Origin of the sequence: Streptomyces sp. NPDC050504 (assembly GCF_044458065.1) — a bacterium.
Lineage (GTDB): Bacteria > Actinomycetota > Actinomycetes > Streptomycetales > Streptomycetaceae > Streptomyces.
Map to the genome: position 1 here is coordinate 1,290,114 of NZ_JBITHO010000001.1, position 22,635 is coordinate 1,312,748.

At 73.0% G+C, this 22,635-nt stretch carries 19 protein-coding genes; 3 read left to right on the forward strand and 16 right to left on the reverse strand.

Features of this window, described 5'->3' with window-relative positions; genetic code table 11:
• Window positions 1-171: 171 nt before the first annotated feature.
• Window positions 172-1,884, forward strand: coding sequence for a YncE family protein (locus tag ACIBNE_RS05355; RefSeq protein WP_399269730.1), 1,713 nt, complete (start codon window positions 172-174; stop codon window positions 1,882-1,884).
• Between the two features lie 324 nt (window positions 1,885-2,208).
• On the opposite strand, the gene ACIBNE_RS05360 is transcribed toward ACIBNE_RS05355, so the two are convergent.
• The 13 genes from ACIBNE_RS05360 to ACIBNE_RS05420 all read right to left on the reverse strand — a co-directional run bounded on the left by ACIBNE_RS05360 (window position 2,209) and on the right by ACIBNE_RS05420 (window position 18,207).
• Window positions 2,209-2,733: an EF-hand domain-containing protein gene (locus tag ACIBNE_RS05360; RefSeq protein WP_399269732.1), complete on the reverse strand. Its 525-nt coding sequence runs from the start codon at window positions 2,731-2,733 to the stop codon at window positions 2,209-2,211.
• A 172-nt stretch (window positions 2,734-2,905) separates the two neighbouring features.
• Window positions 2,906-4,543 carry a flavin-containing monooxygenase gene (locus ACIBNE_RS05365; RefSeq protein WP_399269734.1) on the reverse strand — a complete coding sequence of 546 codons (1,638 nt, stop codon included), beginning with the start codon at window positions 4,541-4,543 and terminating at the stop codon, window positions 2,906-2,908.
• 100 nt (window positions 4,544-4,643) lie between these two features.
• Window positions 4,644-5,915, reverse strand: coding sequence for an MFS transporter (locus tag ACIBNE_RS05370; RefSeq protein WP_399269736.1), 1,272 nt, complete (start codon window positions 5,913-5,915; stop codon window positions 4,644-4,646).
• Entirely contained in the window at window positions 5,912-6,439 is a 528-nt protein-coding gene (locus ACIBNE_RS05375) for a hypothetical protein (RefSeq protein ID WP_399269738.1), read from the reverse strand. The genes ACIBNE_RS05370 and ACIBNE_RS05375 overlap by 4 nt, the downstream gene beginning before the upstream one ends.
• Before the next feature lie 86 nt (window positions 6,440-6,525).
• The gene (locus ACIBNE_RS05380) at window positions 6,526-7,752 is read right to left on the reverse strand and encodes a hypothetical protein (RefSeq protein ID WP_399269740.1); all 1,227 of its coding nucleotides are present in this window, start codon (window positions 7,750-7,752) and stop codon (window positions 6,526-6,528) included.
• Window positions 7,753-7,820: 68 nt separating this feature from the next.
• Window positions 7,821-7,973: a hypothetical protein gene (locus ACIBNE_RS05385; RefSeq protein WP_399269742.1), complete on the reverse strand. Its 153-nt coding sequence runs from the start codon at window positions 7,971-7,973 to the stop codon at window positions 7,821-7,823.
• Between the two features lie 242 nt (window positions 7,974-8,215).
• Window positions 8,216-9,892 (reverse strand): SulP family inorganic anion transporter, encoded by a 1,677-nt coding sequence (locus ACIBNE_RS05390; protein ID WP_399269744.1) that lies wholly within the window; start codon window positions 9,890-9,892, stop codon window positions 8,216-8,218.
• A gap of 584 nt (window positions 9,893-10,476) precedes the next feature.
• The gene (locus ACIBNE_RS05395; RefSeq protein WP_399269746.1) at window positions 10,477-11,544 is read right to left on the reverse strand and encodes a sensor histidine kinase; all 1,068 of its coding nucleotides are present in this window, start codon (window positions 11,542-11,544) and stop codon (window positions 10,477-10,479) included.
• A 118-nt stretch (window positions 11,545-11,662) separates the two neighbouring features.
• A complete protein-coding gene (locus ACIBNE_RS05400) occupies window positions 11,663-12,130 on the reverse strand; it encodes a nitroreductase family deazaflavin-dependent oxidoreductase (protein WP_399269748.1) in 468 nt (155 codons plus the stop codon).
• Window positions 12,120-15,341: an error-prone DNA polymerase gene (locus ACIBNE_RS05405; RefSeq protein ID WP_399269750.1), complete on the reverse strand. Its 3,222-nt coding sequence runs from the start codon at window positions 15,339-15,341 to the stop codon at window positions 12,120-12,122. The genes ACIBNE_RS05400 and ACIBNE_RS05405 overlap by 11 nt, the downstream gene beginning before the upstream one ends.
• Window positions 15,334-16,863, reverse strand: a complete 1,530-nt coding sequence (locus ACIBNE_RS05410; protein ID WP_399269752.1) for a DNA polymerase Y family protein — start codon at window positions 16,861-16,863, stop codon at window positions 15,334-15,336. The genes ACIBNE_RS05405 and ACIBNE_RS05410 overlap by 8 nt, the downstream gene beginning before the upstream one ends.
• A 6-nt stretch (window positions 16,864-16,869) precedes the next feature.
• Window positions 16,870-17,532 carry a hypothetical protein gene (locus ACIBNE_RS05415; RefSeq protein WP_399269754.1) on the reverse strand — a complete coding sequence of 221 codons (663 nt, stop codon included), beginning with the start codon at window positions 17,530-17,532 and terminating at the stop codon, window positions 16,870-16,872.
• A 117-nt stretch (window positions 17,533-17,649) separates the two neighbouring features.
• Window positions 17,650-18,207 (reverse strand): SMI1/KNR4 family protein, encoded by a 558-nt coding sequence (locus tag ACIBNE_RS05420; RefSeq protein ID WP_399269756.1) that lies wholly within the window; start codon window positions 18,205-18,207, stop codon window positions 17,650-17,652.
• 176 nt (window positions 18,208-18,383) lie between these two features.
• Here ACIBNE_RS05420 and ACIBNE_RS05425 point away from each other — a divergent pair, with 176 nt between their 5' ends.
• On the forward strand, window positions 18,384-19,250 hold the full coding sequence (locus ACIBNE_RS05425; RefSeq protein WP_399269758.1) for a hypothetical protein: 867 nt from the start codon (window positions 18,384-18,386) through the stop codon (window positions 19,248-19,250).
• Window positions 19,251-19,652: 402 nt separating this feature from the next.
• Window positions 19,653-19,883, forward strand: coding sequence for an e9imm peptide (locus ACIBNE_RS05430; protein ID WP_399269760.1), 231 nt, complete (start codon window positions 19,653-19,655; stop codon window positions 19,881-19,883).
• Between the two features lie 90 nt (window positions 19,884-19,973).
• On the opposite strand, the gene ACIBNE_RS05435 is transcribed toward ACIBNE_RS05430, so the two are convergent.
• From ACIBNE_RS05435 to ACIBNE_RS05445, 3 genes are all read right to left on the reverse strand, one after another.
• A complete protein-coding gene (locus ACIBNE_RS05435) occupies window positions 19,974-21,350 on the reverse strand; it encodes a hypothetical protein (protein WP_399269762.1) in 1,377 nt (458 codons plus the stop codon).
• Window positions 21,347-21,655, reverse strand: a complete 309-nt coding sequence (locus ACIBNE_RS05440) for a hypothetical protein (RefSeq protein WP_399269764.1) — start codon at window positions 21,653-21,655, stop codon at window positions 21,347-21,349. The genes ACIBNE_RS05435 and ACIBNE_RS05440 overlap by 4 nt, the downstream gene beginning before the upstream one ends.
• Before the next feature lie 384 nt (window positions 21,656-22,039).
• Window positions 22,040-22,432: a hypothetical protein gene (locus tag ACIBNE_RS05445; protein ID WP_399269766.1), complete on the reverse strand. Its 393-nt coding sequence runs from the start codon at window positions 22,430-22,432 to the stop codon at window positions 22,040-22,042.
• Window positions 22,433-22,635 lie beyond the last annotated feature (203 nt).

The window sequence follows — 22,635 nt, forward strand, 5'->3', positions numbered from 1 at the left end:
GAGCACCGCCGCACCGGACCGCGCACCGCCCGACGGAACACGCCCCGGTCGCAAGAGGGGCGGAACCGGGCGAACGGACCATGTGTCCGGATCGCGTAATCTCGTCGGAGACCAAGATCGGCCGTTGGGGAACGGCCGGCCGCACATTGCTTGACCTGGGGGAACAACACCATGCGTGTTCGTCATGACCGTCTTCGCCATGCCCGCTTCCGTCGTACGGCCACGGGTGCGACGCTCGTCGCCCTGCTCGGCGGAGTCTCCGTGGCCGGGACCGCGGGCCCGGCCTCCGCCTGGGACGGCACCGCCGCCCCCCGCGCGAACGCCGTTTCGGTGCCCCCGGAGATCGTGGTGGACGGGGTCCACCGCCGCGTCTTCGTCAACGACGCGACGTCGGGGAACATCACCGTCAGCGACTACGCGGGCCGGTGGGTGGGACGCGTCCACGGAACGGCCGACGTGAGCGGGCTCGCGCTGAGCAAGGACTCGAAGACGCTCTACGCGACGCTGTCCTCCGCCGACACCATCGTGGCCATCGACACGGCCACGCTGAAGGAGACCGCACGCTACTCGACCGGCGCGGGCACCGCCCCGCTGGACCTGGTCGTCGCGGGCGGCAAGATCTGGTTCAGCTACGGAACGACCGCCACGGGCGGCAACCTCGGCTCGCTCGACCTCTCGGGGGCCGCGCCGGTCGTCGTGCTGGACCAGGCGGGCGGGGTGCGCTGGAAGACCGCGCCCCAGCTGTCCGTCGCCCCGGGCAAGGGCGACGCGGACACCGTGGTCGCGGGGAGCCAGTTCGAATACCGGGTGCCCACCGAAATCGCCGTCTACGAGGTGGCCTCCGGCACCGCGCACAAGCGGGTCCACCGCGAGGACGCCCGCGTGCCGCTGGCGGTCGAGGACATCGCCGTCACCGCTGACGGCACCGAGGTGATGCTCGCGGGCGGCAACTACGACAGCCTGCCCACGCTGTTCACCTCCAACCTCTTCCGCAACGACGGCTCCAAGGCGAGCCGCGACTTCTCCGGCATCAAGGGGCGGACGAACGCGGTCGAGACCGCACCGGGCGGAGCTGTCGCCGTGGGCGTCGACCACAGCGACGACAGCGACGTCTACGTGTTCCGTCTCGGCGAGAGCGCCCCGATCCGGATCGACGGCTTCGGAGAGCTGAAGGACCTCGCACCGCGAGGGCTGGCCTGGGCCCCCGACGGCAGCAAGCTGTTCGCCCTCGTCTCCGGCCTCGGCGACGACCACCTGGGCCGAGTGCGCGTGATCGACGAGCCCACCAAGTCGGCGAGCAGGCTCGGTGTCACCGCCCCCGCGAAGGCGCCGCTCGACAAGAAGCTGACCCTGCGCGGCACGATCGGCTCCGCGCTCGCGCTGCCCTGGTCCGTGCCCGTCCAGATCACCAGGACCGACGCCGCCTCGCCGAAGGGCAAGTCGCTCGGCACCCGCACGGTGACCCCCGACTACGACGGCGCGTTCACCGTTCAGGACACGCCGCCCGTCGGCGGGAAGGTCACCTACACCCTGCGGTACGCGGGCGATGCCACGCACACCGCCGTGACCGCGTCCGTCTCCGTGGACGTCCCGCGCAACAAGACGACGCTGACCCTGGACGGGGACGGCAAGACCTTCGCGTACGGGAAGAACGCGACGCTCGTCGCGCAGTTGGGCAAGACGTGGAAGGAGCGCACGGTCTCCCTCTACGCGCAGCCCGCGGGCGGCGCGAAGAAGCTGCTGCGCACCTCCAAGGTGGACTCGAAGGGGCGGATCGCCGTCACCTACAAGATCACCAAGAACACGAAGTTCTCCGCGGTCTTCCCCGGCGACGCGCGCACGGCCCCCGCGCAGGACACGAGCGCGGTCAAGGTGCGCCGCTGATCCCGCTTCCGTCGGCAACTTCCTGACGACGGCCGGTACGGCCGCGTCGGTGCTGGTCGCGCGTCCGGCGCGGGCCCGGTGCCGACGCGGCCGTCGTGCGGTCGAGTCGCCCTGCCGCACGGGGCCCGGCCGACCAGCGGGGCGCGTCCTCGGCTCGACGGCGAGCGCGCAGTGCGTCCGGGCGCCGGTCATGTCGTCGCGGCAGCGGGCCCCCTCCTCGCAAGGAGGAGTCGGCTCACAGGCGCCGCGCGACCTGCTGGAGCCTGGGGACCTGCTGGAACCTGGGAACCAGGCGTGCCGCGGCGGACGTCGCCGCCCACGCGATCACGCCGGGCCGATCAGCCGATCGGTGACCTGCTGTCCGCTGCCGGTGTAGTAGCCCGCGATGGCGTCCACCCACCGCTTTGCCGGGACCCGCCCGTCGCCCGTGGCGTCGAGCGCGGCGAAGGTGTCCTCCGCGCCCGCGGTGGAGAACCCGGTGGCCACCATGACGGCCACGTAGTGCTCCCGCTCCACCCACCCGTCCCCGTCCCGGTCGGCCGCCGCGACCAGTGCTTCGGCGTACGGGCGCACGTACCGGTCGAAGGCCTCGCGGTCGTGCACCACGGCCGCGTACTCGTCGAAGTCCACGACTCCGTCGCCGTTGCCGTCGGCGTGTTCGTACAGGCCCCGCCAGTACGTCAGGTACGCCGACCGCACCGACGCGGCCCGGGGAGACTCCGCCGCCACCCCGGACGAGTCGATCACCCGTTCGGCGAGCGCCTCGAAGTCGCCCTGCTCCAGCGTGCCGCTGCCGTCGGCGTCCAGCATGTCGAATCGGAAGCGGATGCGCGTCTCTCGAAGATCCATGGCCTCGTGCCCTTCTCGGTCCGTCGGTCGTAGGTCGCCTCCATCATGATCAATTGAAGTGTGTGCGGCGCGCTCGGACCGACCGGCAAACGGGCGATGCCGACAGGGCGGGGACCGTTCGACGAGCGGCTGGACTTCGTCGGCGCGGGCCGCGCCCACGGCGGCGGCGCCGTCAGGCGCCCTCGGGCGCGGCCAGCGCGAAACCGCGGTACCCGTCCCGCGCGGTCGCGTCGCACTGCGCCCGGTAGCGGTCCAGGCCTCCGGTGTAGGCCAGGAACACCCGGGGCTTGCCCGGCACGTTCGCCCCCGTGTACCAGGAGGCGACGGCCGGGTAGAGCGTGAGGTCGGCGAGGTCGGCGACGTGGGCGCACCACTCCTCCTCGGCCTCCTCGGTCGCGTCGATCTCGGTCAGGCCCCGCTCGCGCAGGTGCGCGACGCAGTCGGTGATCCACTCCACGTGCTGCTCGATGGCCACCACCGCGTTGCTGAGCACGGACGGGCTCAACGGGCCGACCACGGTGAAGAGGTTGGGGAAACCGGACGACAGGAGGCCCAGGTGGTTGCGGGGACCGTCCGCCCACTTCTCCCGGAGCGTCGTGCCGCCCTTGCCCACGATGTCGATGGCGGTCTGCGAGCCGGTCAGGGCGTCGAAACCGGTGGCGTACACGATCACGTCGACGGAGTGCTCCCGCTCCGAGGTCCTGATGCCGTCGGCCGTGATCTCCACGATCGGCGTCTCGACGAGGTCCACGACGCTGACGTGCGGTTCGTTGTACGTGTCGTAGTAACCGGTGTCCAGGCAGGGGCGTTTGGTGCCGTAGGGGATGCCGCGCGGGGACAGCGTCCGGGCCGTTTCGGGGTCGGTGACGATCGAACGGATCTTGGAGCGGACGAACTCGGCGACGGTCTCGTTGGCGTCCGCGTCGACGAGGAGGTCGTTGTACGTCCGCAGCAGACCGCTGAGCAGGCCCGACTCCCAGCCCTTCTCGTACGCGACGGCCCGCTCCGCCTCGTCGGCCGCCAGGGCGGAACCGGTGGGCGGCTCGAAGAGCGTGCCGCCCCTGGACTGCCGCTGGGCGATCCGGAACTGCGGGTAGCGCGCCTTCAGTTCGGCGTTCTCCTCGACGGACAGCGGACGGTTGTGGGCGGGCAGCGCGTACACCGCGGTGCGTTGGAAGACGGTCAGGGAGGCGGCCTGCCCGGCGATGAGCGGGATCGCCTGGACGCCCGAGCAGCCGGTGCCGATCACCGCGACGCGCCGACCGGTGAGGTCGACGCCCTCGTGCGGCCAGTCGGCGGTGTGCAGGGACCGGCCCGTGAAGGCGGCGGCGCCGGGTACGTCCGGGTCCTTGACGGCCGACATGCAGCCGGTGGCCAGGACGACGAACCGGGCGGTGAGCACCTCGCCGGAGTCGGTGGTGACCCGCCAGAAGTGACCCGCCTCGTCGTACGCGGCACGCGTCACGCGGCTGCCCAGCGTGATGTGCTCGCGCAGCCCGAAGCGGTCCGCGACGTGCTGGAGGTAGCGCAGCAGCTCGGGCTGCGTCGCGTACCGCTCGCTCCACTCCCACTCCTGGTCCAGCTCGGGCGAGAAGGAGTAGGAGTACGACGTGCTCTCGATGTCGCAGCGCGCGCCGGGGTAGCGGTTGCGGTACCACGTGCCGCCGATGTCGTCGCACGCCTCCACCACCCGTACCGACAGGCCGAGTTCGCGCAGCCGGTACAGCTGGTACAGGCCGGAGAAGCCCGCCCCGACCACGAGGGCGTCGAGCTGCGGGGCGGTGGGCGGGGCCGGGGGGACGCTGGGCATGCTGCTCTCCTGAGGGGTCACCGGGGAAGGAGGGGCCTGGAGCCGGGTGGGTCTGGTGCGGGTGTGTCTGGTGAGGGTGTGCCGACGCGGCGGCGGGGCCTCAACCCGACGTCGGGCGCGGGGCGGTGTGCCGCGGGCGGGCGGCGCGGGCGGTCAGGGGGATCACGGCGAGTGCGAGCACGCCGCCGCAGACCGCCAGCAGCGGGTAGCTCCCCCCTGCCACGACCAGCCCGGAGACCATGCCGCCCGTGGCCCCGGCGAGCGACATTCCCACGTCGACCAGCCCCTGCGTGGAGGCGCGCGCCTCGGCGGGCGCGGCCTCCGCGACCAGCGCGGTGCCGCTGACGAGCGCCAGGTTCCAGCCGACGCCGAGCAGCACCAGCGCGGCGGCCAGCAGGACGGTTCCCACGGTGCCGGTGGGCGGCGCGAGCGCGGCGATGAGGCCGGCCGCGAGCAGTACGCCTCCGGAGGAAGCGGCCACCGGCAGGCTCCCGATCCGGTCCACCGCCAGACCGGTCAGGGTCGAGGGCAGGAACATGGCGCCCACGTGCAGGCCGATCACGATCCCCGCCGTCTGCGTGCTGTGCCCGTGGTCGGTGAGGTGCACCGGGGTCATCGTCATGACGGCGATCATCACGAGCTGCCCGCTGATCATCACGGCGGCCCCGGTGACGACCCCGGGTGCGACGCGGCGGACGCGCTGTCCGTCCTTCTCCGGTCGCGGGGCGTCCCGCCGCAGCGCGCGGGCGAGCAGCAGCGGATCGGGGCGCAGCCACAGGGCCACCACCGAGGCGGCGGCCGCGTAGGCGACGGCCGCGAGCAGGAAGGGGCCGGTGAGCCGGGGCAGGCCGAGGGAGACGGCGAGGGTTCCGGTGGGGCCCACCAGGGCGGGTCCGGCCACCGCGCCGAGCGTGGTGGCGAGCAGTACGGTGCCGGTGGCGCGACCGCGCTTCTCGGGCGGCGCGAGGTCGGTTCCGGCGTACCTGGCGAGGAGTCCGGTGACGGAACCGGCGCCGTACACGAAGAGGGCCAGCAGGAGCAGGGGTACGGTACGGGCCCAGGCGGCGACGATCACGCCGACGCTGCCCAGCGCGGCGGTCGCGTGCCCGAGGGCGAGCCCGGGGCGGCGTCCCCACCGCTCGGAGACCCGGCCGACGAGCAGGGCGCCGAGCGCGGCGCCCGCCGTGAACAGGGCCACCGGCAGTCCGGCGAGCCCGGTGGAGCCGAGCAGGTCCTGGGCGAGCAGCGCGCCGACGGTGATGCCCGCCGCCATCCCGGCGCCGCCCAGGGCCTGCGAGAGGACGAGCACGGTCAGCACGCGGCGCTGCACCTCGGGTCCGGCGTGCTGCGGGGCGCGGGGCGCCGAGGTCACGCGGTGGACCCTTCGGAGGGTGCCAGGGCGGAGATCTCGGCCAGGCCCATGCCCATCTCCTGGTGGAGGAAGCGGACGATGGTCCAGTGCGGGAGGGCGTGCTCGTCGAACGGGCCGAACGCGGCGGTGTACAGCGGGATCCAGCGCAGGGCCTCTTCCGCCGCGGTCCGGCGTCCCGCGTTGGCCCGGTCGCCGTCCTGGTACTCGGTGTAGGCGATGCTGCGGTGGTGGATGAAGTGCCCGCCGGGCAGGCGCTGTTCGCACAGCTCTCGGTATTCGCGGGTCTGCAGGATCAGGAAGTGCCAGATCTCGTCGATGTCCTGCTCCACGGGCAGGAAGAGTCCGCCGAGTCGGTCGGGGTGGCGGGAGACCAGGTACAGGTAGCGCAGGCACTCGCGCACCTGGTGCTCGACGTAGGGGCGTTCGTGTTCCGTCTTCGCGGTGAAGTGGCCGACGACTTCCTCGTGGAGCGCGCTCCCCAGGAGGTCTTCGGCGGTGGGGGAGGGGGCTGCTGACGTGGTCACGGGGCGGAGTCCTGTTCGGGTACGAGGGGGGCGGGGTGCGGCGGGCGGCGGGGGTGTGCCGCGGCGCGCGGTGAGTGCGCCGGGGGTCAGGAAGTGCGGTCCAGCCAGGCGTACTTGCCGGATCGGCCGATCGGCAGGTGGGTGCGGTGCTCCAGGGAGCAGGGGCGGCCGGTGAGGTCGCCGACGAGCCCTTCGAGGCGCTTGACCCGGGCCGTGTCGAGCGGGGCGCCGTCGAAGGTGGAGTAGTGCAGGGCGGTGTCCCCGGACGACTCTGACGGGCGCAGCTGGTAGAGGAAGACCTGGTCGGACACGTCGCTGACGTGGGCGTCGAGGTCGGCCTGCGCGACGGGCCCGCTGGGCGCGCCGAGGAGTTCCTTCTCGCGGCCGCAGAAGGCCGCGATGCGCTCGGGGTCGGCGGAGCCGTCGAAGGTGCGCACGCAGTCCCCGGAGCGGTAGCGCACGAGCGGCATGAAGGGGTTGCGCAGGCTGGTGACGATGAGGCTGTGGATGCCGCTGCCGGGGGCGACGGGGATGAGCTCGACGCTCATGTCGTCCAGGTGGGGGCGGTAGCGGCCGGTGCGGGGGTCGCTGGAGTAGAGGTAGCCCAGTTCGGTGCTGCCGAAGAGGTCCACGACCGGGCAGTCGAAGTGCCGGTGCAGCAGGGCCCGTACGTTCAGCGGGGTGTACTCGTAGGCGTGGACGATGCTGCCCGGACGCGGGAACTCGTCCCACAGTCCCCAGGCTTCCACCTTCTGCACCAGGTGGGCGAGGTGGTACCCCGAGCAGTCCAGGTGGTAGGTGCCGGTGGGGTGGGCGTCGCTGACGCTCCGGACGTCGGCGAGCATGCGGCGGACCTCGGCCCGGTCCCAGTCGGCCGGGTCGAGGGTGCGGTTGAGGTAGAGCGTGCGGTCGTCGAGCCAGCGCTCCCCCGGAGTGGCGCCCGGCTTCCTGGCGTTGACGCGGGCGACGTGCTCGGTGGCGAGCACGGTGGTCAGGGAGATGCGCTTGGCCCCCGCGTCCCAGGTGGCGTGCAGGTCGGGGTGTTCGCTCCACAGCCGGTAGTAGGAGCGGAGCAGGAAGTACGGCGGCCGGATGAGCTGCATCCTGGCGTGGTTGGTGCCGGTCGACAGCACATACTCCGCCTCGCCCGCCTCCAGCGCGGCGGCGAGGCCCGGCGTCATCCAGTTGTCCGGGAAGCCGCGGGCGATCTCGGGCTTCTCCAGGATCGGGAAGTCCCCCCGGGCGACGGACGCGCGGTAGATCGGGATGTCCCGGACCCGGTCGACGACGTGCGGGCTGGGCAGCGGGCTCATGGGCTCTCCGTGGGGTGGCGGGACGGGGCCGTCGCCGAAGCGACGGCCCCGTCGCGGGCTGGCATGGGTCAGGAGATACAGCCGCTCTTGCCGGTGACGCTGATGCAGCCGGCCTTCGGGGTGGCGCTGATGCAGCCGTCCTTGGCGCCCTGCGCCGAGTTGGCGGCCACCCACTTCGACCAGTTGCTGTCCTGGGTCATCTGCTTGATGAGCTTGTCCATGACGGACCTCCTCGAATACCGGGGAAATGCGGACCGGGCAACGAAATCGATCTTCGTCGAGCCGCGAAACGAAGGTAAATACATGGTCAATTGAATGTCAATGGATGGTCAAGTCGAATGGCGCGAAATGGCTACTCGTACTGTTTGTTCGAATGTGGGCAGGGCGAAGAGACCCGTCGCGGCCTTTTGTTCGACGGGCCCTTCAGCTGCGGAGTCGAATTCCGGAGTACGGGTTCCTGGGGTCAGTCACGCCCTCCGACGGGTCGTCCCGCGGGACCGACGTGCCCGGATTCCCCGCCCCCGGTGACCGGATCGGCACCCGTGAGCACCGGACCCGGCGACCGCGCGCCCGACCGCGCCATGACGCCCGGGACCGGCTCCGCGACGCCCGGGGCCGGGTCCGCGAGGCCCATGCCCCCGCCCGGCCCGGGAACCAGGAGCACGGGCTCGGTCCCGGCGTCGTTGTGCCGTTCCGCCCAGTTCGCCAGCGTGGACCGGCACGCGTGGTCGAGGTGGCGCACGCCGGTGAGGTCCAGCTCGATCGGACGGTCCTTCGGCAGGGCCTCCAGCGTCTCCAGGATGCGCGGCAGCCGCAGGAAGGTGGCGTTGCCCGCCAGCGACACCACCACCCGCCCGTCGGCCGGTTCGCGCACGTCGACCTGGAGGTGCGAGGTGTCCCAGGCCGACTTGGCCACCGCGAGCGCCAGGCCCAGCAGGACGCCCTCGAACAGGTTCGTCACCACGATCGCCACGGCGGTGACCCCCAGGACCACCGCCTCGCCGCGGTCCAGGCGCACGAGCCGGCGGATCTCCCCGACCGGAATGAGCTTGCAGCCCGCGTGCACCAGGACGCCCGCCAGGGCGGCGAGGGGGATGACGCCGAGCGCCGCGGGCAGCAGCGCCGTGAACAGCAGCAGCCAGGCGCCGTGCAGGATCCGCGAGAGCGCCGTGCGCGCGCCCGCCTGGACGTTCGCCGAACTGCGCACGATCACCGCCGTCATGGGCAGCGCGCCGAGCACCCCGCACACGCTGTTGCCGACGCCCTGGGCCACCAGCTCCTTGTCGTAGTGGGTGCGGGGACCGCTGTGCATCCGGTCCACGGCGGCCGCGCTGAAGAGGGTTTCGGCGGAGGCGATGAGCGTGAAGGCGATCACCGTTCCGATGACGGCCATCCCGCCCAGCGCCGCCATGTCGTCCAGCCCCGGGACCTGGAGCGTGTCCCACAGTCCCCGCACCGTCACGTTCGCCACGTCCAGTCGGAACGCGGCGACGGCGCCGGTGGCGAGCGCGACCGCGGCCAGCGGCGCGGGCACCAGCCGCGCCCGCGCGGGCAGCCGGGGCCAGAGCACGAGCACGGCGACGGTGCCGAGGCCGACGACGGCGGACGTCAGCGCACCGCTGTTGCGCAGCGCGTCGACGAGCAGCCCCGGTGTGTTGAGGATCTTGTCGAGACCCGAGCGGGGCTGCGGGAGACCGGCCATCGTGTACAGCTGCCCGAAGACCAGCACGAGCCCGATGCCGGCCAGCATGCCCTGGACGACGGAGAGCGAGATCGCGCGGAACCAGCGTCCGCAGCGCAGCAGGCCGAGCGCGATCTGCAGCACGCCCGTGAGCAGCACGATCGCGCCGAGCATCCCGAGGCCGAACGCGTGCACCGCTTCGAAGACGAGCACGGTCAGCCCGGCCGCGGGGCCGCTGACCTGCAGCGTACTGCCGGGCAGGCAGCCCACGACCAGGCCGCCGACGATGCCGGTGACCAGACCGAGTTCGGCCGGGACGCCGGACGCCACGGCCACCCCGACGCACAGCGGCAGGGCCACGAGGAAGACGACGAGCGAGGCGAGGACGTCCTGGCGCAGGACGCCGGGGCCGCGCAGGTCGCCGAAGGCGGTGCGCAGCGAGGAGGGAGGTGAAGGCATGGGCGAGGGGTTCCTTTGCCGGCGTGAAGGAACGGGGAGGTGCGAGGGGCCCGTTGGGGAGACGGGAGCGCTTTTGGGCAGGGCGGGGCCGCGCCTGCCGCTTCGACAGCGGGGAGCGAAAGGGGTACCGGACGCTCAGTCGGGACCGGTGCGCCCGGACGACCTGCGTGAACGGGGCGGCGGGCCGTCGCGGCCCGGCCCGGTGCACGCCGAGGGTCTTGGTGTGCTGCCCGCGGCGGCGGCCCGCGCCGTGCGCGAGGACGCGGACGCGGATGCGTACGGACCGGGCCGTGTCCGCCGCTGCGCGGAGACGAGCGGTGACTTCATGCTGGCCTGCCTACTGCGCCGGACCGGCGTGCGGTGTCGGCGCGGTGTGGTCGGGTCGGGTCAGTGAAGAGCGGCACCACGGAAATTCAGGTCAGGAGAAAACCGGGACGCCGCGAGAAGCACCCCGGTGACGTCAACTTTGCCATCCTATTACCCGTGGGCGACAGGGCGGATTCTTGCCAAGGTTTGAGTAATAACAGGCTTTGAACTGTGACTCGGTGAGTAAAAGGAGAGCGGGGGCCGGGTCGGCCGCGCCGCTACCCTCCCGGTGCCGCGGGGAATTCCGCGGTGACGCGGAGACCGCCGGCGGAGCGCGGGGCGAGCGTGAGGGTTCCGCCGTGCGCCTCGGTGATGGTCCTGACGATGGCCAGCCCCAGGCCGACGCCGGCCTGGTCGGTGTGGATGCGCTCGGTGCCGCGTTGGAAGGGCTCGGTGAGGGTCGCGACGAGTCGGGGCGCGAGCAGCTCGCCGGTGTTCTCGACGGTGAGCGTCACGGCCCCGGGGCGTGCGCCGGTGTGGATCCGGACGGTGCCCCGCTCCGGCACGTTGTGGACGATCGCATTGTGCACGAGGTTCGTGGCGAGTTGCAGCAGCAGCGCGGGCGAACCGCTCGTGGAGACGATGTCGCCGGTGGTCCTGAGGGCGACGCCGTGCTTCTCCGCCAGCGGGTAGAGCGTTTCGGCCGCTTCCTCGGCGACGAGGGACAGGTCGACGGGTTCTCGGGTGAAGGACCGCTGGTCGGCGCGGCTGAGGAGGAGCAGCGCCTCGGTGAGGTCGATCGCCCGGGTGTTGACGGTGCGCAGCCGGTCGACGAGTTCGCCGGTGTCGTGGCCGGGGTCCGCGTGCGCCACGTCGAGCAGGGCCTTCGAGATCGCCAGCGGGGTGCGCAGTTCGTGCGAGGCATTGGCGGCGAACCTCCGCTGCTGCGCGACGTGCGCTTCGAGCCGCGCGAGCATCGTGTCGAAGGCGTCGGCGAGTTCGCGGAACTCGTCGCCCCGGCCCGGCAGCCGGATCCGGTGGGAGAGCGATCCGGCCGCGGCGGTGCGGGTGGCGTGCGTGACGCGGTCCAAGGGGGCGAGCATGCGCCCGGCGAGCACCCAGCCCCCGAGGAGGCCGAACAGCAGGAGGAACCCCATGACCGCGGCCGCCGTGGGGGCGAAACCGCGCACGAAGAGGGTGCCGGGAGTGACCCTCACCGCCCCCGATTCGTTGGTCTGCAGCCATCCCTGCTGGAAGAGGAACACACCCACGGCGACGAGCAGCAGCACCCCCGCGAGCATGAGGAACCCGGCATAGCTGAGGGTGAGTTTGAGACGAACGCTCATGCCGGGCCGCCTGTTCACGGTCATCCCCCATCGTCCGGTGCCGGGCCGCGCACGGGTGAAGACTACGGGGCGGCGCATGTCGTGCGCGTATCGAAAAACCGCTCCTCCCCGGCGCCGGCTAGGACGCCCGCGCGGGCCCGTCGGGACGCACGGGTTCGAGTACGAAGACGGGGATCACCCGGTCGGTCTTCTCCTGGTACTCGGCGTACGCCGGATACGCGGCGACCGCACGCCGCCACCACCGGGCCCGCTCCTCCCCGGTGACCTCGCGGGCCGTCATCTCCCGGCGGCCGGGGCCGTCCTGGAGCTCCACGTGGGGCTCGGCCTTGAGGTTGAAGTACCAGACCGGATGGTGCGGGAAGCCGCCCTTCGAGGCCACCGCCGCGTACCGCCCCCCGTGCTCCACGCGCATCAGCGGAACCTTGCGGATCCTGCCGCTCTTCGCGCCGCGCATCGTCACGATGACGACCGGCAGGCCCGTGTCCCAGAGCGTGGTGCCCCGGGTGCCGCCCGAACTCTCGTACAGCTCGACCTGCTCGCGTATCCACTGCGCCGGACTCGGCTCGTACTCGCCCTCAAGAGGCACCGCGACCACCTCCTTGTCGTGCACGGACTGTGTCGGGACAGTCCAGCACGGACCGCGCGCGAAGGGGAGGGCGCCAGGCGGGACCGGTGACCGGCTCGACCCGGTGGACGACGACGTTGAAGGAGCCCTGCGACCGTTCGGTGCGCCCGTCCAGCAGGACGGCGGGGGCCTCGGTCAGCACGCGGTGGCAGTCTTCCCACACCGGTGGTGTGAACACGAGGTTGACCATGCCGGTCTCGTCTTCGAGGACCCCGAAGCACATGCCGTTGGCGGTCGGCGGGCGCTGGAGGTATTTGGCGAGGCCGCCCAGCCGGACGCGGGTCAGGCCGGGCAGGCCGCGCACGTGTGCCGCGCTGAGGGCGCCGCGGCGTGCGAGGAGGCCGCGGAGGTGCTGGACGGGGTGGGCGGTGGTGCTGGCCCCGGTGGCGGTCAGCTCCGCGGCGGTGGTCTCCGCGGGGCTCATCCCGGGCAGGTCGGGGGCGGGCGCCGGGGCGCCGAGCCCCGGCAGGGTGGGCTGGTGGGCCCGGGGGAAGGCCCCGGCCGTCCACAGCGCGGCGCGCCGGTGGTCGCCGAACGCGTCGAACGCACCGGCCGCGGCGAGCCGTTCCAGGAGGCGGGCGGGCAGCCGGGTGCGGCGGGCGACGTCCTCCAGGTCGGTGAAGGGCCGTTCGGCGCGGGCGGCGACGACGGCGCGGGCGGCTTCGTCGCCCAGCCCCTTCACGCTGGTCAGCCCGCGCCGGATCGCGGGGTGTGCGCCGGGGGCGGGACCGGGTTCGAGCGTGGCGTGGGCGCGGGAGGCGTGGACGTCGACGCCGCGCACGGCGACGCCGTGGCGGGCGGCGTCCTGGATCAGGGTCTGGGCGTCGTAGAAGCCCATGGGCAGGTGGGCCATGATTCCGGCGGTCAGGGCGGCCGGGTAGTGGTACTTGAGCCAGGCGCTGGTGTAGATGATCCCGGCCATCGACTGGGCGTGGGACTGCGGGAACCCGTAGTCGGAGAACGCCTCGATCATGCCGGTGATCTCTTCGGCGGCCGCGGGCCCGATGCCGTTGCGGGCCATGCCGTCCAGGAGCCGGCCGCGCAGTTCGGCGACCTCACGCGGGGCGTGTTTGGCGGCCATCGCCTTGCGCAGCCGGTCGGCCTCCCCGGGGGAGAAGCCCGCGCAGTCGATCGCCAGCGCCATGGCCTGCTCCTGCCACAGAGCCACGCCCAGGGTCGCCTTCAGGGCGCGTTCGGCGAGCGGGTGCGGGTAGGTGACCGGCTCTTCCCCGCGGCGGCGGCGCAGCAGGGGGTGCTTGGAACCGGCCTGGATCGGTCCCGGCCTGATGATGGAGGCGGCGACGGCGAGGTCGGCGAAGGTCGTGGGCCTGAGCTGGGGGAGGGTGGAGATCTGCGCGCGTGACTCGACCTGGAACACGCCGATGGTGTCGCCCCGGGCGATCATGCGGTAGACGTCCGGGTCGTCGGCCGGGACGGACGCCATGTCGAGGCGGACGCCGTGGTGTTCGGCGATCAGGTCGCAGGCGGTGTGCAGGGCGGAGAGCATGCCGAGCCCGAGCAGGTCGATCTTGACGAGGCCGGCCGCGGCGACGTCGTCCTTGTCGCCCTGGAGGACGGAGCGGCCCGGCGTGCTGGCCCACTCGGTGGGCATGATCTCGCCGACGGGCCGGCGGGTGAGGACCATGCCGCCGGAGTGCACGCCCAGGTGGCGGGGCAACCGGTGGAGCTGGGAGGCGAGTTCGCGGACGTCGGCGGGGAGGTCCGCGTCGGGTCCTGGCGGGGCGTGGCGGATGTGGCGGGTCATCTCGCGGATCCGTGCCCGGGGGTAGCCGAGCGCGCGGGCGGCCTCGGTGACGGCGAGCCGCGGCCGCATGGTGACCACGTTGGCGACCTGGGCGGCGTGCGTACGGCCGTAGCGCTGGTAGAGGTACTGGATGACCTCTTCGCGCCGCCCGCTCTCGATGTCGATGTCGATGTCCGGCGGGCCCGCCTTCTCCAGGGACAGGAACCGTTCGAAGAGCAGCCCGCCGTGCTTGAGGGCGTCGACCGCGGTGATGCCCAGGACGTAGCAGACCACCGAGCTCGCGGCGGACCCTCGGCCCTGGCACCAGATGCCGCGGTCGGCGGCGAACCTGACGATGTCGTGCACGATGAGGAAGTAGCCGGCCATGTCCAGGCGGCCGATCACCGTGAGCTCGCGGTCGAGCTGTTGCCACGCCGCGGCCGCTCCGGGCCGGCCGCGGTCGCCGTAGCGCTCCGCGCAGGCGCGGGCGGCCAGGTGGCGCAGCCAGGAGTCCTCGGTGAACCCGTCCGGGGTCGGGAAGCCCGGCAGCTCGGGGCGCAGGTCGTCGAGGTCGACCACCGAGGCGCGGCCGAGTTCGAGGGTGGTCTCCAGCGCGCCGGGGTAGCGCGCCAGGGCCTGCTCCATCTCGGTACGGCTGCGCAGGTGCGCGGTCGGCGCGGGCATCAGATGGCCCGCGGCGCCGGCGAGGTCCTCGCGGCGGCGCAGGGCGGCGAGCGTCTGGGCCAGGCGGGCCCGGCGCGGGGCGGCGTAGTGCACGGCGCCGGTGGCGACCACCGGGCAGCCGGTCCTGCGGGCGGCCACGTACATGGCGTCGTTGGCGACGCCGTCCTCGGGCAGGTGGTGGTCGACCAGCTCGCCGTACACGCTGGAGGTGCCGAACACCTCGGTCAGGCGGCCCAGCCGCCGGGCGACGGCGGTCACGTCCCCGCGCTCCTGTTCGGGCCGGGCGCAGCCGGGCAGGACCGCCCAGTGCCCGCCGCCCGCGGCCCGCGCCAGCGCGGCCGGGTCGTAGTCGGGGGCGTTCTTGGTGCCGGCGAGCTGGGCCGCGCTGATCGCCGCCGAGAGGCGGCGGAAGCCCTCCAGATCGCGGGCGAGCACGACGGGCGTGCCCAACTGGTGCTGTTCCAGGCTGAGTTCCGCGCCGTACACGGTGCCGATGCCCGCCGGTTTCGCCGCCTCGGCCAGGCGGCGGGCGGCGTACAGCCCGTCCCGGTCGGTGACGGCCAGTACGGAGACGCCCAGCCGGACGGCCTCCGCGACCAGTTCGGCCGGGTCCGAAGCGCCCTGGAGGAAGGAGAAGGCCGAGTGGACGTGGAGTTCGGCCCAGCCCTCTTCGCCGTCCGCGCCGCCGCCCTCTTCCGCCCCTGGACCGGGGACGGGGAGCCGCAGGACCTTCGCCTCACCCATAGTGGGCCTCCGCCCACCAGCGGCCGTGCTCGACGACCAGCAGCCAGGCGCTGGCGTCCGTGGCGGTGATCTGGAGCCGGGCGATCCGCCGCGCCCGCCCCGGCTCCCACCACTGTTCGAGCACGGGCCAGGGCCCGGCCCATCCGGCGACCGCCAGCCGTCCGTGACCCTCGACGGCGACGGCGGCCGGGGGCGCGGACAGAGCCATCCGCGCGGACAGGGCCACCGGCGATCCGTCGGCGGAGGTCAGCCGGGCAGGCCGCCGGGAGCCGAAGGTGCTGGCGGGGTGCGGAGCGGGCAGCCGTCCGGGCCACGGTCCGCCACCCGCGCGGCGACCGGTGTCGAGGTCGCCGAAGGGAACGAGCCGTATCCGCTCGGCCGGGCCGCGGCCGCCGCCCGGCTCCATCCGCACCACCGCCCGGTGGCCGAGCAGCGCCTGTACCCGGGCAGCGGCACGTTCGAGTCCTTCCGGAGTGTGCCGCTCGCCGAACAGCGCCTCTTGGCGGCCGGTCGCCGCACCGAGCCGCTCGGGCCGCAGCGTCAGGCGGACCATCCCGTGCTCCCCGCCCCGCTCCGGCGCGCCGCTCTCCTGCCAGGCCCGCAGGACACCACGGACCCGCTCGGCGAGCGCCGGGGCCGACAGGCGCCCCTCGTGCCGGAAGACCCGCGACAGGGTCCGGCCGTCCGACAGTTCGAGCGAGGCCTCGACCCGGGCGCACACCGCCCCGGCCGCGTCCAGCCGCTCGTGCAGCCGGTCGGCGAGTGCCTTGGCCGCGAAGGCGGCCGGTTCCACACGGGTCTCGGCGGGTTCGAACACGCGGGAGACGACGTGCTCGTCGGCCGTGGCACGTACGGCGAGCGGGCGGGACCGAAGGCCGCGGGCCGTGTGGTGGGCGGCCTGTCCCGCGGCGCCGAACCGGGCGAGGACCTTCGCCTCGGGCAGGGCCGCGAACCGGCCGACGGTACGGATGCCGAGCCGGTGCAGCGGTTCCGTCAGCCGGGGCACGCCGAGCACGCCCACCGGGTAGGGGGCCAGCCAGGCGGCGTCGGTGCCGGGCGCCACGAGCTGTCCGGTACGGGCCGCGAGCGCGGCGGCGAACACGGTGTCGGCGACGCCCGCACGGGCCGGGTGCCCCAGCTCGGCCACCGCGGCCACCAGCCGGTCCGCCAGCTCCTGCTCGCCGCCCCAGTAGCGGGCGGGGCCGCGTGCGGGCACGGCGACCAGCCCGGGGCGGATCACTTCGAGGCTCGGCAGCACGGTGGCCTCGATGTGGCGTACGACGGGCTCGAACACCCGCATCTCCACGGCGAGGTCCCGCTCGATCAGCCGCAGCACCGGACAGCGGGACAGGGCCACGCGCACCCGAGTCCGGCGCCGCACCCCCGCCCGCCGGGCGGCGGGGGAGCACGCCACCACCGCGTCGCGGTGCACGACCGCCACCGGCTCGTCGGGCGGCACCCCGTCGGCGACGACGGCGATGACGGGGAAGTCGGGAACCCAGGCGACCAGGACGCGTCCCATCGCCGCTCACCCCGCCGCGCGCAGCTCGGGCCGGAGCCCCGTCGGAGCGGGAACACCGTCCGGGGCCGCGTCGACCGCGTCCCGTACCGGCGCGGCGGCGCCGCTGGGACCGGGCAGCCACATCTCGGCGTACCTCGGGGCGGCTGCCGCGCCGCGGCCCGTCGCCGCTATCCGTACTCGTCGGCCGTGCAGCAGCCCGTGGCCCTCGCCGACCCCTTCCCAGGAGGCCGACACCACTCGCATGCGGATCTCCGCGCCCGGGAGCGGTCCGCTGGACAGCAGGATCGATCCGCTGCGCCGCAGGGCGGCGGTCAGGCGGCGCGCGGCGCGGTCCGATACCCGGTCCAAGGGCCCGGCCAGCACCACCGGGGCCGCCTCGATCAGGGTGGCCAGGACCTGGACCACGTGGCGGCCGGGGCGGTCGACGCGCAGGCCGCCGCGCAGGTCCAGGCCGGCGCTCTCGGCGGCCAGTGCGCCCAGGTGCGGCAGCCCGACCGCGGCCCAGCCGGCGGTGCCGGCGGAGGCTTCGGCGGCGAGCGCCAGCAGCAGGGGCATGTCGCCGCCGGTGCTCACCGCGGTTCCGGGGCGGATCCGGCCGCCGGGCAGCAGGGCGCAGAGCGGGGAGGCGGCCGGGTCACCGGCACCGCCACCCGCTCGCTCACTCGCCACCGGTCTTGCACGCACATCTCGATATTCGAATATCCGTACGATTAAATCAAGCCGAGTGGCCTGTACGGCACGGTTGGCGCATGAGGCGGTCCGGGTACGGCACCCCGGTCCGGCCCGCTAGGCGCCGGACGACAGCCGGTTCGCGGCCTGCTCCCACGGCCGGGGCTCGACGAGGTCGTCCCTGTCGGCGGCGTCTTCCTCGAACCAGCCCGTCCCCGCGAGCCACGTCTCCAGCCACGCCGCGAGGCTGGCGGAGTCGAGAAACCAGCACCGCTCCCAGGAGCCGCCGCTGTACGGGTTCGGCTCGAAGAGCAGGACCTGACCGTCCGCACTGAGGCAATCGACGCCCGCGTACATGGCGCAGCCCCAGGTCAGGATCGGTACGACACCCGCGGGCCACTCCGGGTGCTCCGCTCCGGCCGACGCCTCGCGCCGGGTCAGGTACTCGCCGACGACGCTCGGACCCGGGCCCAGCAGCGGCAGCAGTCGGTAGTCGGGGCCGAAGCCGCCGTCGGCGACCTCGCGGTACAGGCGTGCGAGCAGGGGGTGCAGGGCGATGCCCAGGCGCCGCTCGGCCTCCTGGATCCGGGCGTCGTCGACAGGCCGGGGGAGGCCGTCGTTGTCCGCCGCGGCCCGGTCGGCGACGCGCTGCACGAGGTGATCGATGTCGGTCATGGCCGTGATGCTGCCAGGGCCCGCTGACATGTCGTCCGCACCGGCCCGCACCGAGTAGTTTCTGTTCCGCACGGGGGGATCCACCAGAAGGGCTGGAGAGCGTGCGTGACAAGAAGACGGCCCCGGTGCCGTCGACACCGGCGACGGCACCGCGGCGACGGGTGACGGACAGCGGGTTGGCCTTTCTGCAGGGGACCGCGGGGAACGCGGCCACGACCCGCTGGGTGCAGCGGCAACCGGCACCGGAGGGCGATGCCGCGCCCCTGAGCGAGGAGCGCCGGCACGCCCTCGCGCCGACCGCGCACGGCGAGTGGGGCACGTTCCGCGAGGAGATGTTCCGGGCGGGCTTCCCGGACGACCTCACGGAGGTCGCCTGGCAGCTCGTGCTCGGCGGCCTCGCCGACCAGGGGCAGTTGAACACCGAGGCCGCGAAGCTGTCCGGAGTCCAGGAGCAGCGCGACCACATGGCGTCGAACACCTGGTTCCAGGACCTGGTGAAGCTGGTCGGCGACGGCCTTGGGATCGACACGCCCACGTTGGCCCTGTGGTCGGGCGGCGCCGCCGTCAGCGACTACGCGCGCGCCAAGGGGCACACACCGCTGGAGTCGACCCCGTTCGGCCACATCCTCGACAAGCTGGAGATCTCACCGGACTGGTCCCTGAAGCTCCCCATGTGGAGCGTCGTCTCCAAGGCGTTCGTGAGCCGGGCCACCGGGCCCGTGCACATCTTCCTGCGCGCGTACGACCCCGAGAGCGTCCTCGTCGTGCAGGAGATCCCGCAGCTCCGCCTGCTCCAGAAGCTCAATCCGGCGATCACGTTCCACTGGCACCCCGTGTACACCACGGCCGCGGGCGAACTCATGGAGGTCACCAGCGACCTGGAGCTGGCCCCGGACGTCTCGTACGCCAGCCGCGACCTGTGCGTGCGAGCGCTCTACGAGTACCTGCGGCTCGAACACGACCGGGCCAACCAGCAGGCCAGGCCCGCCCATGCCGACATGAGCGCCCGCCTCGCCGCCAACGGCAGTCCGCAGGATCCCTAGGCGCTGCCCCGGCGCCCCGCCACCGCGTCGGGGCACCGGCGCCGTCCTGCGGCGGGCGGGCTCGTCCGGCTCCGCCGCAGGACGAGCGGACGACGAGGGCGGGCCACAACCGCACCCGGTGGACGGGGCGTTGAGCGGGATCGGCCATGCGGGACGGGGCCGTTTCGGCGGCCAGGACACCGAGCCGGTGCTCCGGCGGGCGCACCGCGGTCAGGGGCGGAGTCGGTGTCCGCCGGTCGGACGGCGACCCGGGCTCCTACGAGGTCTCCACCAGCCTCCACCGCTCCATTTCCTGACCGCCGTCTCCCGCTCCCGGGCGGTTCTCGGCCGGTGTGCGGTTACGGCCAGGACCTGTCCGGCCGGTCGCGCCGCTCGTCTAGGCTGGCGCGCGGGGACGGGGTGATGGGTGCCGTGGAGATGAGCCGGACTGAAGCGGTCGCGCTCGTGCAGCGGATCATGGACGTGGACTATGAATCCGAGGACGAGGTGGGCGCGTGGCTGGACAGGCTCGACAGGGCGCTGTCGTGTCCGTCCGGCCGCGTGAGCGACCTGATCTTCTGGTCACCGGGCCGAGGGCTCTCCGCTGACGAGGTGGTCGACCGGGCCTTGGCCTATCGGGCGATCGAGTTGTGACACGTGCCCTCTGGCGTGGCCGGGAGCCGGGTCGCGTCGCCGTGCCGCACACCGGTGTGCCGTCACCGTGCCGCACACCGATGTGCCCCCTCACCGGACGAGGGTCACGGCTGTGATCGCGAGGGACAGGGCCGCGAATCCCACCGGCCACTTCATCCACGACAGCCTCCTGGCTTCGAGGAAGGCAGCGGCAAGCACCTCCGCCACGACGGCGAGGGCCGTGGCGGCCGCCAGATACAGTGCGCGACTCCCGGCAGCGTCCGCGAGTTCCTTCTGCCGGCCCTGCTCCCGGCGCATGGCGGGCCAGTCCTCGGGCCTCGCCCCGATGGCGGTGACCGTTCCGCGGGTCACGCCGTCAACGACTCCGGGTGCCCGTCCCATGAACTCGGCCGTCTGACGCAGCCGCCCTGCCAGCAGCGTCTCGGCCGTCGCGACGGACCGTTCGTGCCTGGTCGCTGCGGAGTCTTCGAGGTAGAGGACCGCGGCCTCACGGGCGAGGGCCTCGATTTCGGCGACGTGGGCGGCGGCGAGCGCTTCGGCGAGGAAGGCCTCTCGTTGGCCGCTGACCGCGATGCCGGCCGTGAGCCGGACCGCATGCCGCGCCGCCTCCGCCTGGGACCTCTGCTCGCTCACCGTGGCGACCAGTTGCCCGAGCGGCAGCAGGAACAACAGGGCGGCGGTGAGCAGATGGACCTGCACGGCGCGTCGGCGGGCAGGTAGCGCGGTGGCGGGCTGCGGGATGGGGTCGACGCCCCTGAGGATGGGCCGGGCAGGAGGGACGGGGGGCGGGCGGCGCCAGGGTACGGGCCTCAGGACGCTGGCGGCCACGACGGCCGCGAGCACCGCGGCGCCGGCCGCGGCCGCGGTCCCCCGACCCCAGCCGTTCCACCTGTCGCCCTCCCGCACGGTGGCGTCGGGGTCGAGGCGGTAGAGGCCAGGGTGGAGTGCCTGCTGATCGGCGAGACGGCGGGGAAGGTCGTATCCCTGCTTGCCCGTCAGGTACCGGTTGCTGCCGACGACGCTGCCGGGGCGCGCTGCGCTGCGCAGGGCGAACTCCGTCTGCTCGGCCAGGTAGTGCTCGGACGCGGCGAGACGGCCCTTGCCCTTGAGTCCTTCGAGGGCTTCGGCGCGCGCCGAAGCGGCCGCCACCCGGAAAGCCGGCTGGGCCTCGTCGGCATAGACGTACCGGACGTCCTCCTGCAGGGCGGCCTGGAGCTTGATCTCCTGGGCGACCGCGTCCTGGTAGGCGTCACCGGCGTTCTTGAACAGCCAGGTCGCCAGGAGCGTCGCCAGGACGACAGCGCCGATGAGCCCGATCTGGATGCGTGTGCGGACACTGAAGCGCGGGCGGGGCGGGGGCGGGGGGTCCGGCGGATCTGGGGGAGCTGGGGGACCCGGGGGAACTGGCGGATCTGGGGGATCCGGGGGCGAAGGGGGCACCGGGGGATCGGGCGCAGGGCTCGTCATGCCGACACCCGTCGGAAGACGAACCGGAGGCCTTTGGTGTCGACGAGCGTCAGGGTCCGTTCCCCGGACTGCCAGTCGAAGCTCTGTACCGTCCGGGGCCCGGGACGGTTCTGGTAGTCGCGCTGGGGATTCTCCGGGTTCTTTCTGGTGATCGTATCGGTGGTGGGACGCAGCGTGATCCGGTTCCCTCCGGCCTGCACGGTGCCCTGAATCGTCTGGGTGAGTTCGTACATCCTTCCCGGTCCCATGCAGTACGAGAGCAGGCCGACGTACTTGTACCTGCCGTCCGCGGTGAACCGGTACACGAGCGTGGTGTTGGAACGCGGCTGTGCGCTCTCCCAGATCCCGACGAGAGAATCCGGGAGGGGATTCCGCTTCGGGGCCGACGCCGATGAGGGGTGATAGGCGGCGGGCGATGTCCTGTTGTCGGACTGGAGTTGGGGTTGGGGCTGCGGGGCGGACGCGCAGGGATCTGATGCGGTCGGGGTGGGGGTGTCGGTGGTTCGCGTGTCGTCTTCATGGTGCTGCGACTGCGTGTCGGGCGAGCAGGAAGTCGCGAACGCGAGCAGCAACACGGCCGGGAGCACGAGCGATTTCGCTGTTCGTGCCCGTGACCGCACGGGAGGTCCCAGGGCCATCTCAGCCTGCTTTCGCGTGAGGACCGATGCCGAAAGGAATTCGGGGCGGGGTCAGGAGCAACTTCCCCGCAGGTAGCTGAACCCGTCGATGAAGAGCAGGTCTCCCAGAACCGGGTCCTTGGTCGTCGACCAGGGATAAGCGATCAGCTGTCGACCGTCGACGTAGAGCGCCATCTGTGAGGCGCTGAAGAGCGCATGGCCGACATTTCCTCCGCGCCGCGCGTTGTGCCTGGCGAACTGCCCGTCGCGGGAGAAGACGTAGGTCCAGTGCCCTTCGGGTGCCGCGTCACTGCCGCCGCACCACTCTCCCACCACCTGCGGGGGAGCCGGTGGCCATGCCTCCGACGGCTCAGGTTCCGGCTCCGGCTCAGGTTCCGGCTCCGGTGGCTCGATCGCCGGGGATTCCGGCTCCGTGGGATCCGTCTCTACGGGGCTGGTTGCCACCGATCGCGAGGGGAGGGGAACGTCATCACTGCCCGAGGCGCTCGAATCGGATTTCTGCGGACCACCGCAACCGGTTGCCACGGAAAGGACCAAGAAGCCGGATATTCCACTGAAGAGGAAACGTCTGGCTAACATTTCTCGCCCCCTGCGTCCCCGTAGTCACATGCGCAGGTCGGTGTGCGATGCGCATTTCGAGGGTTCCG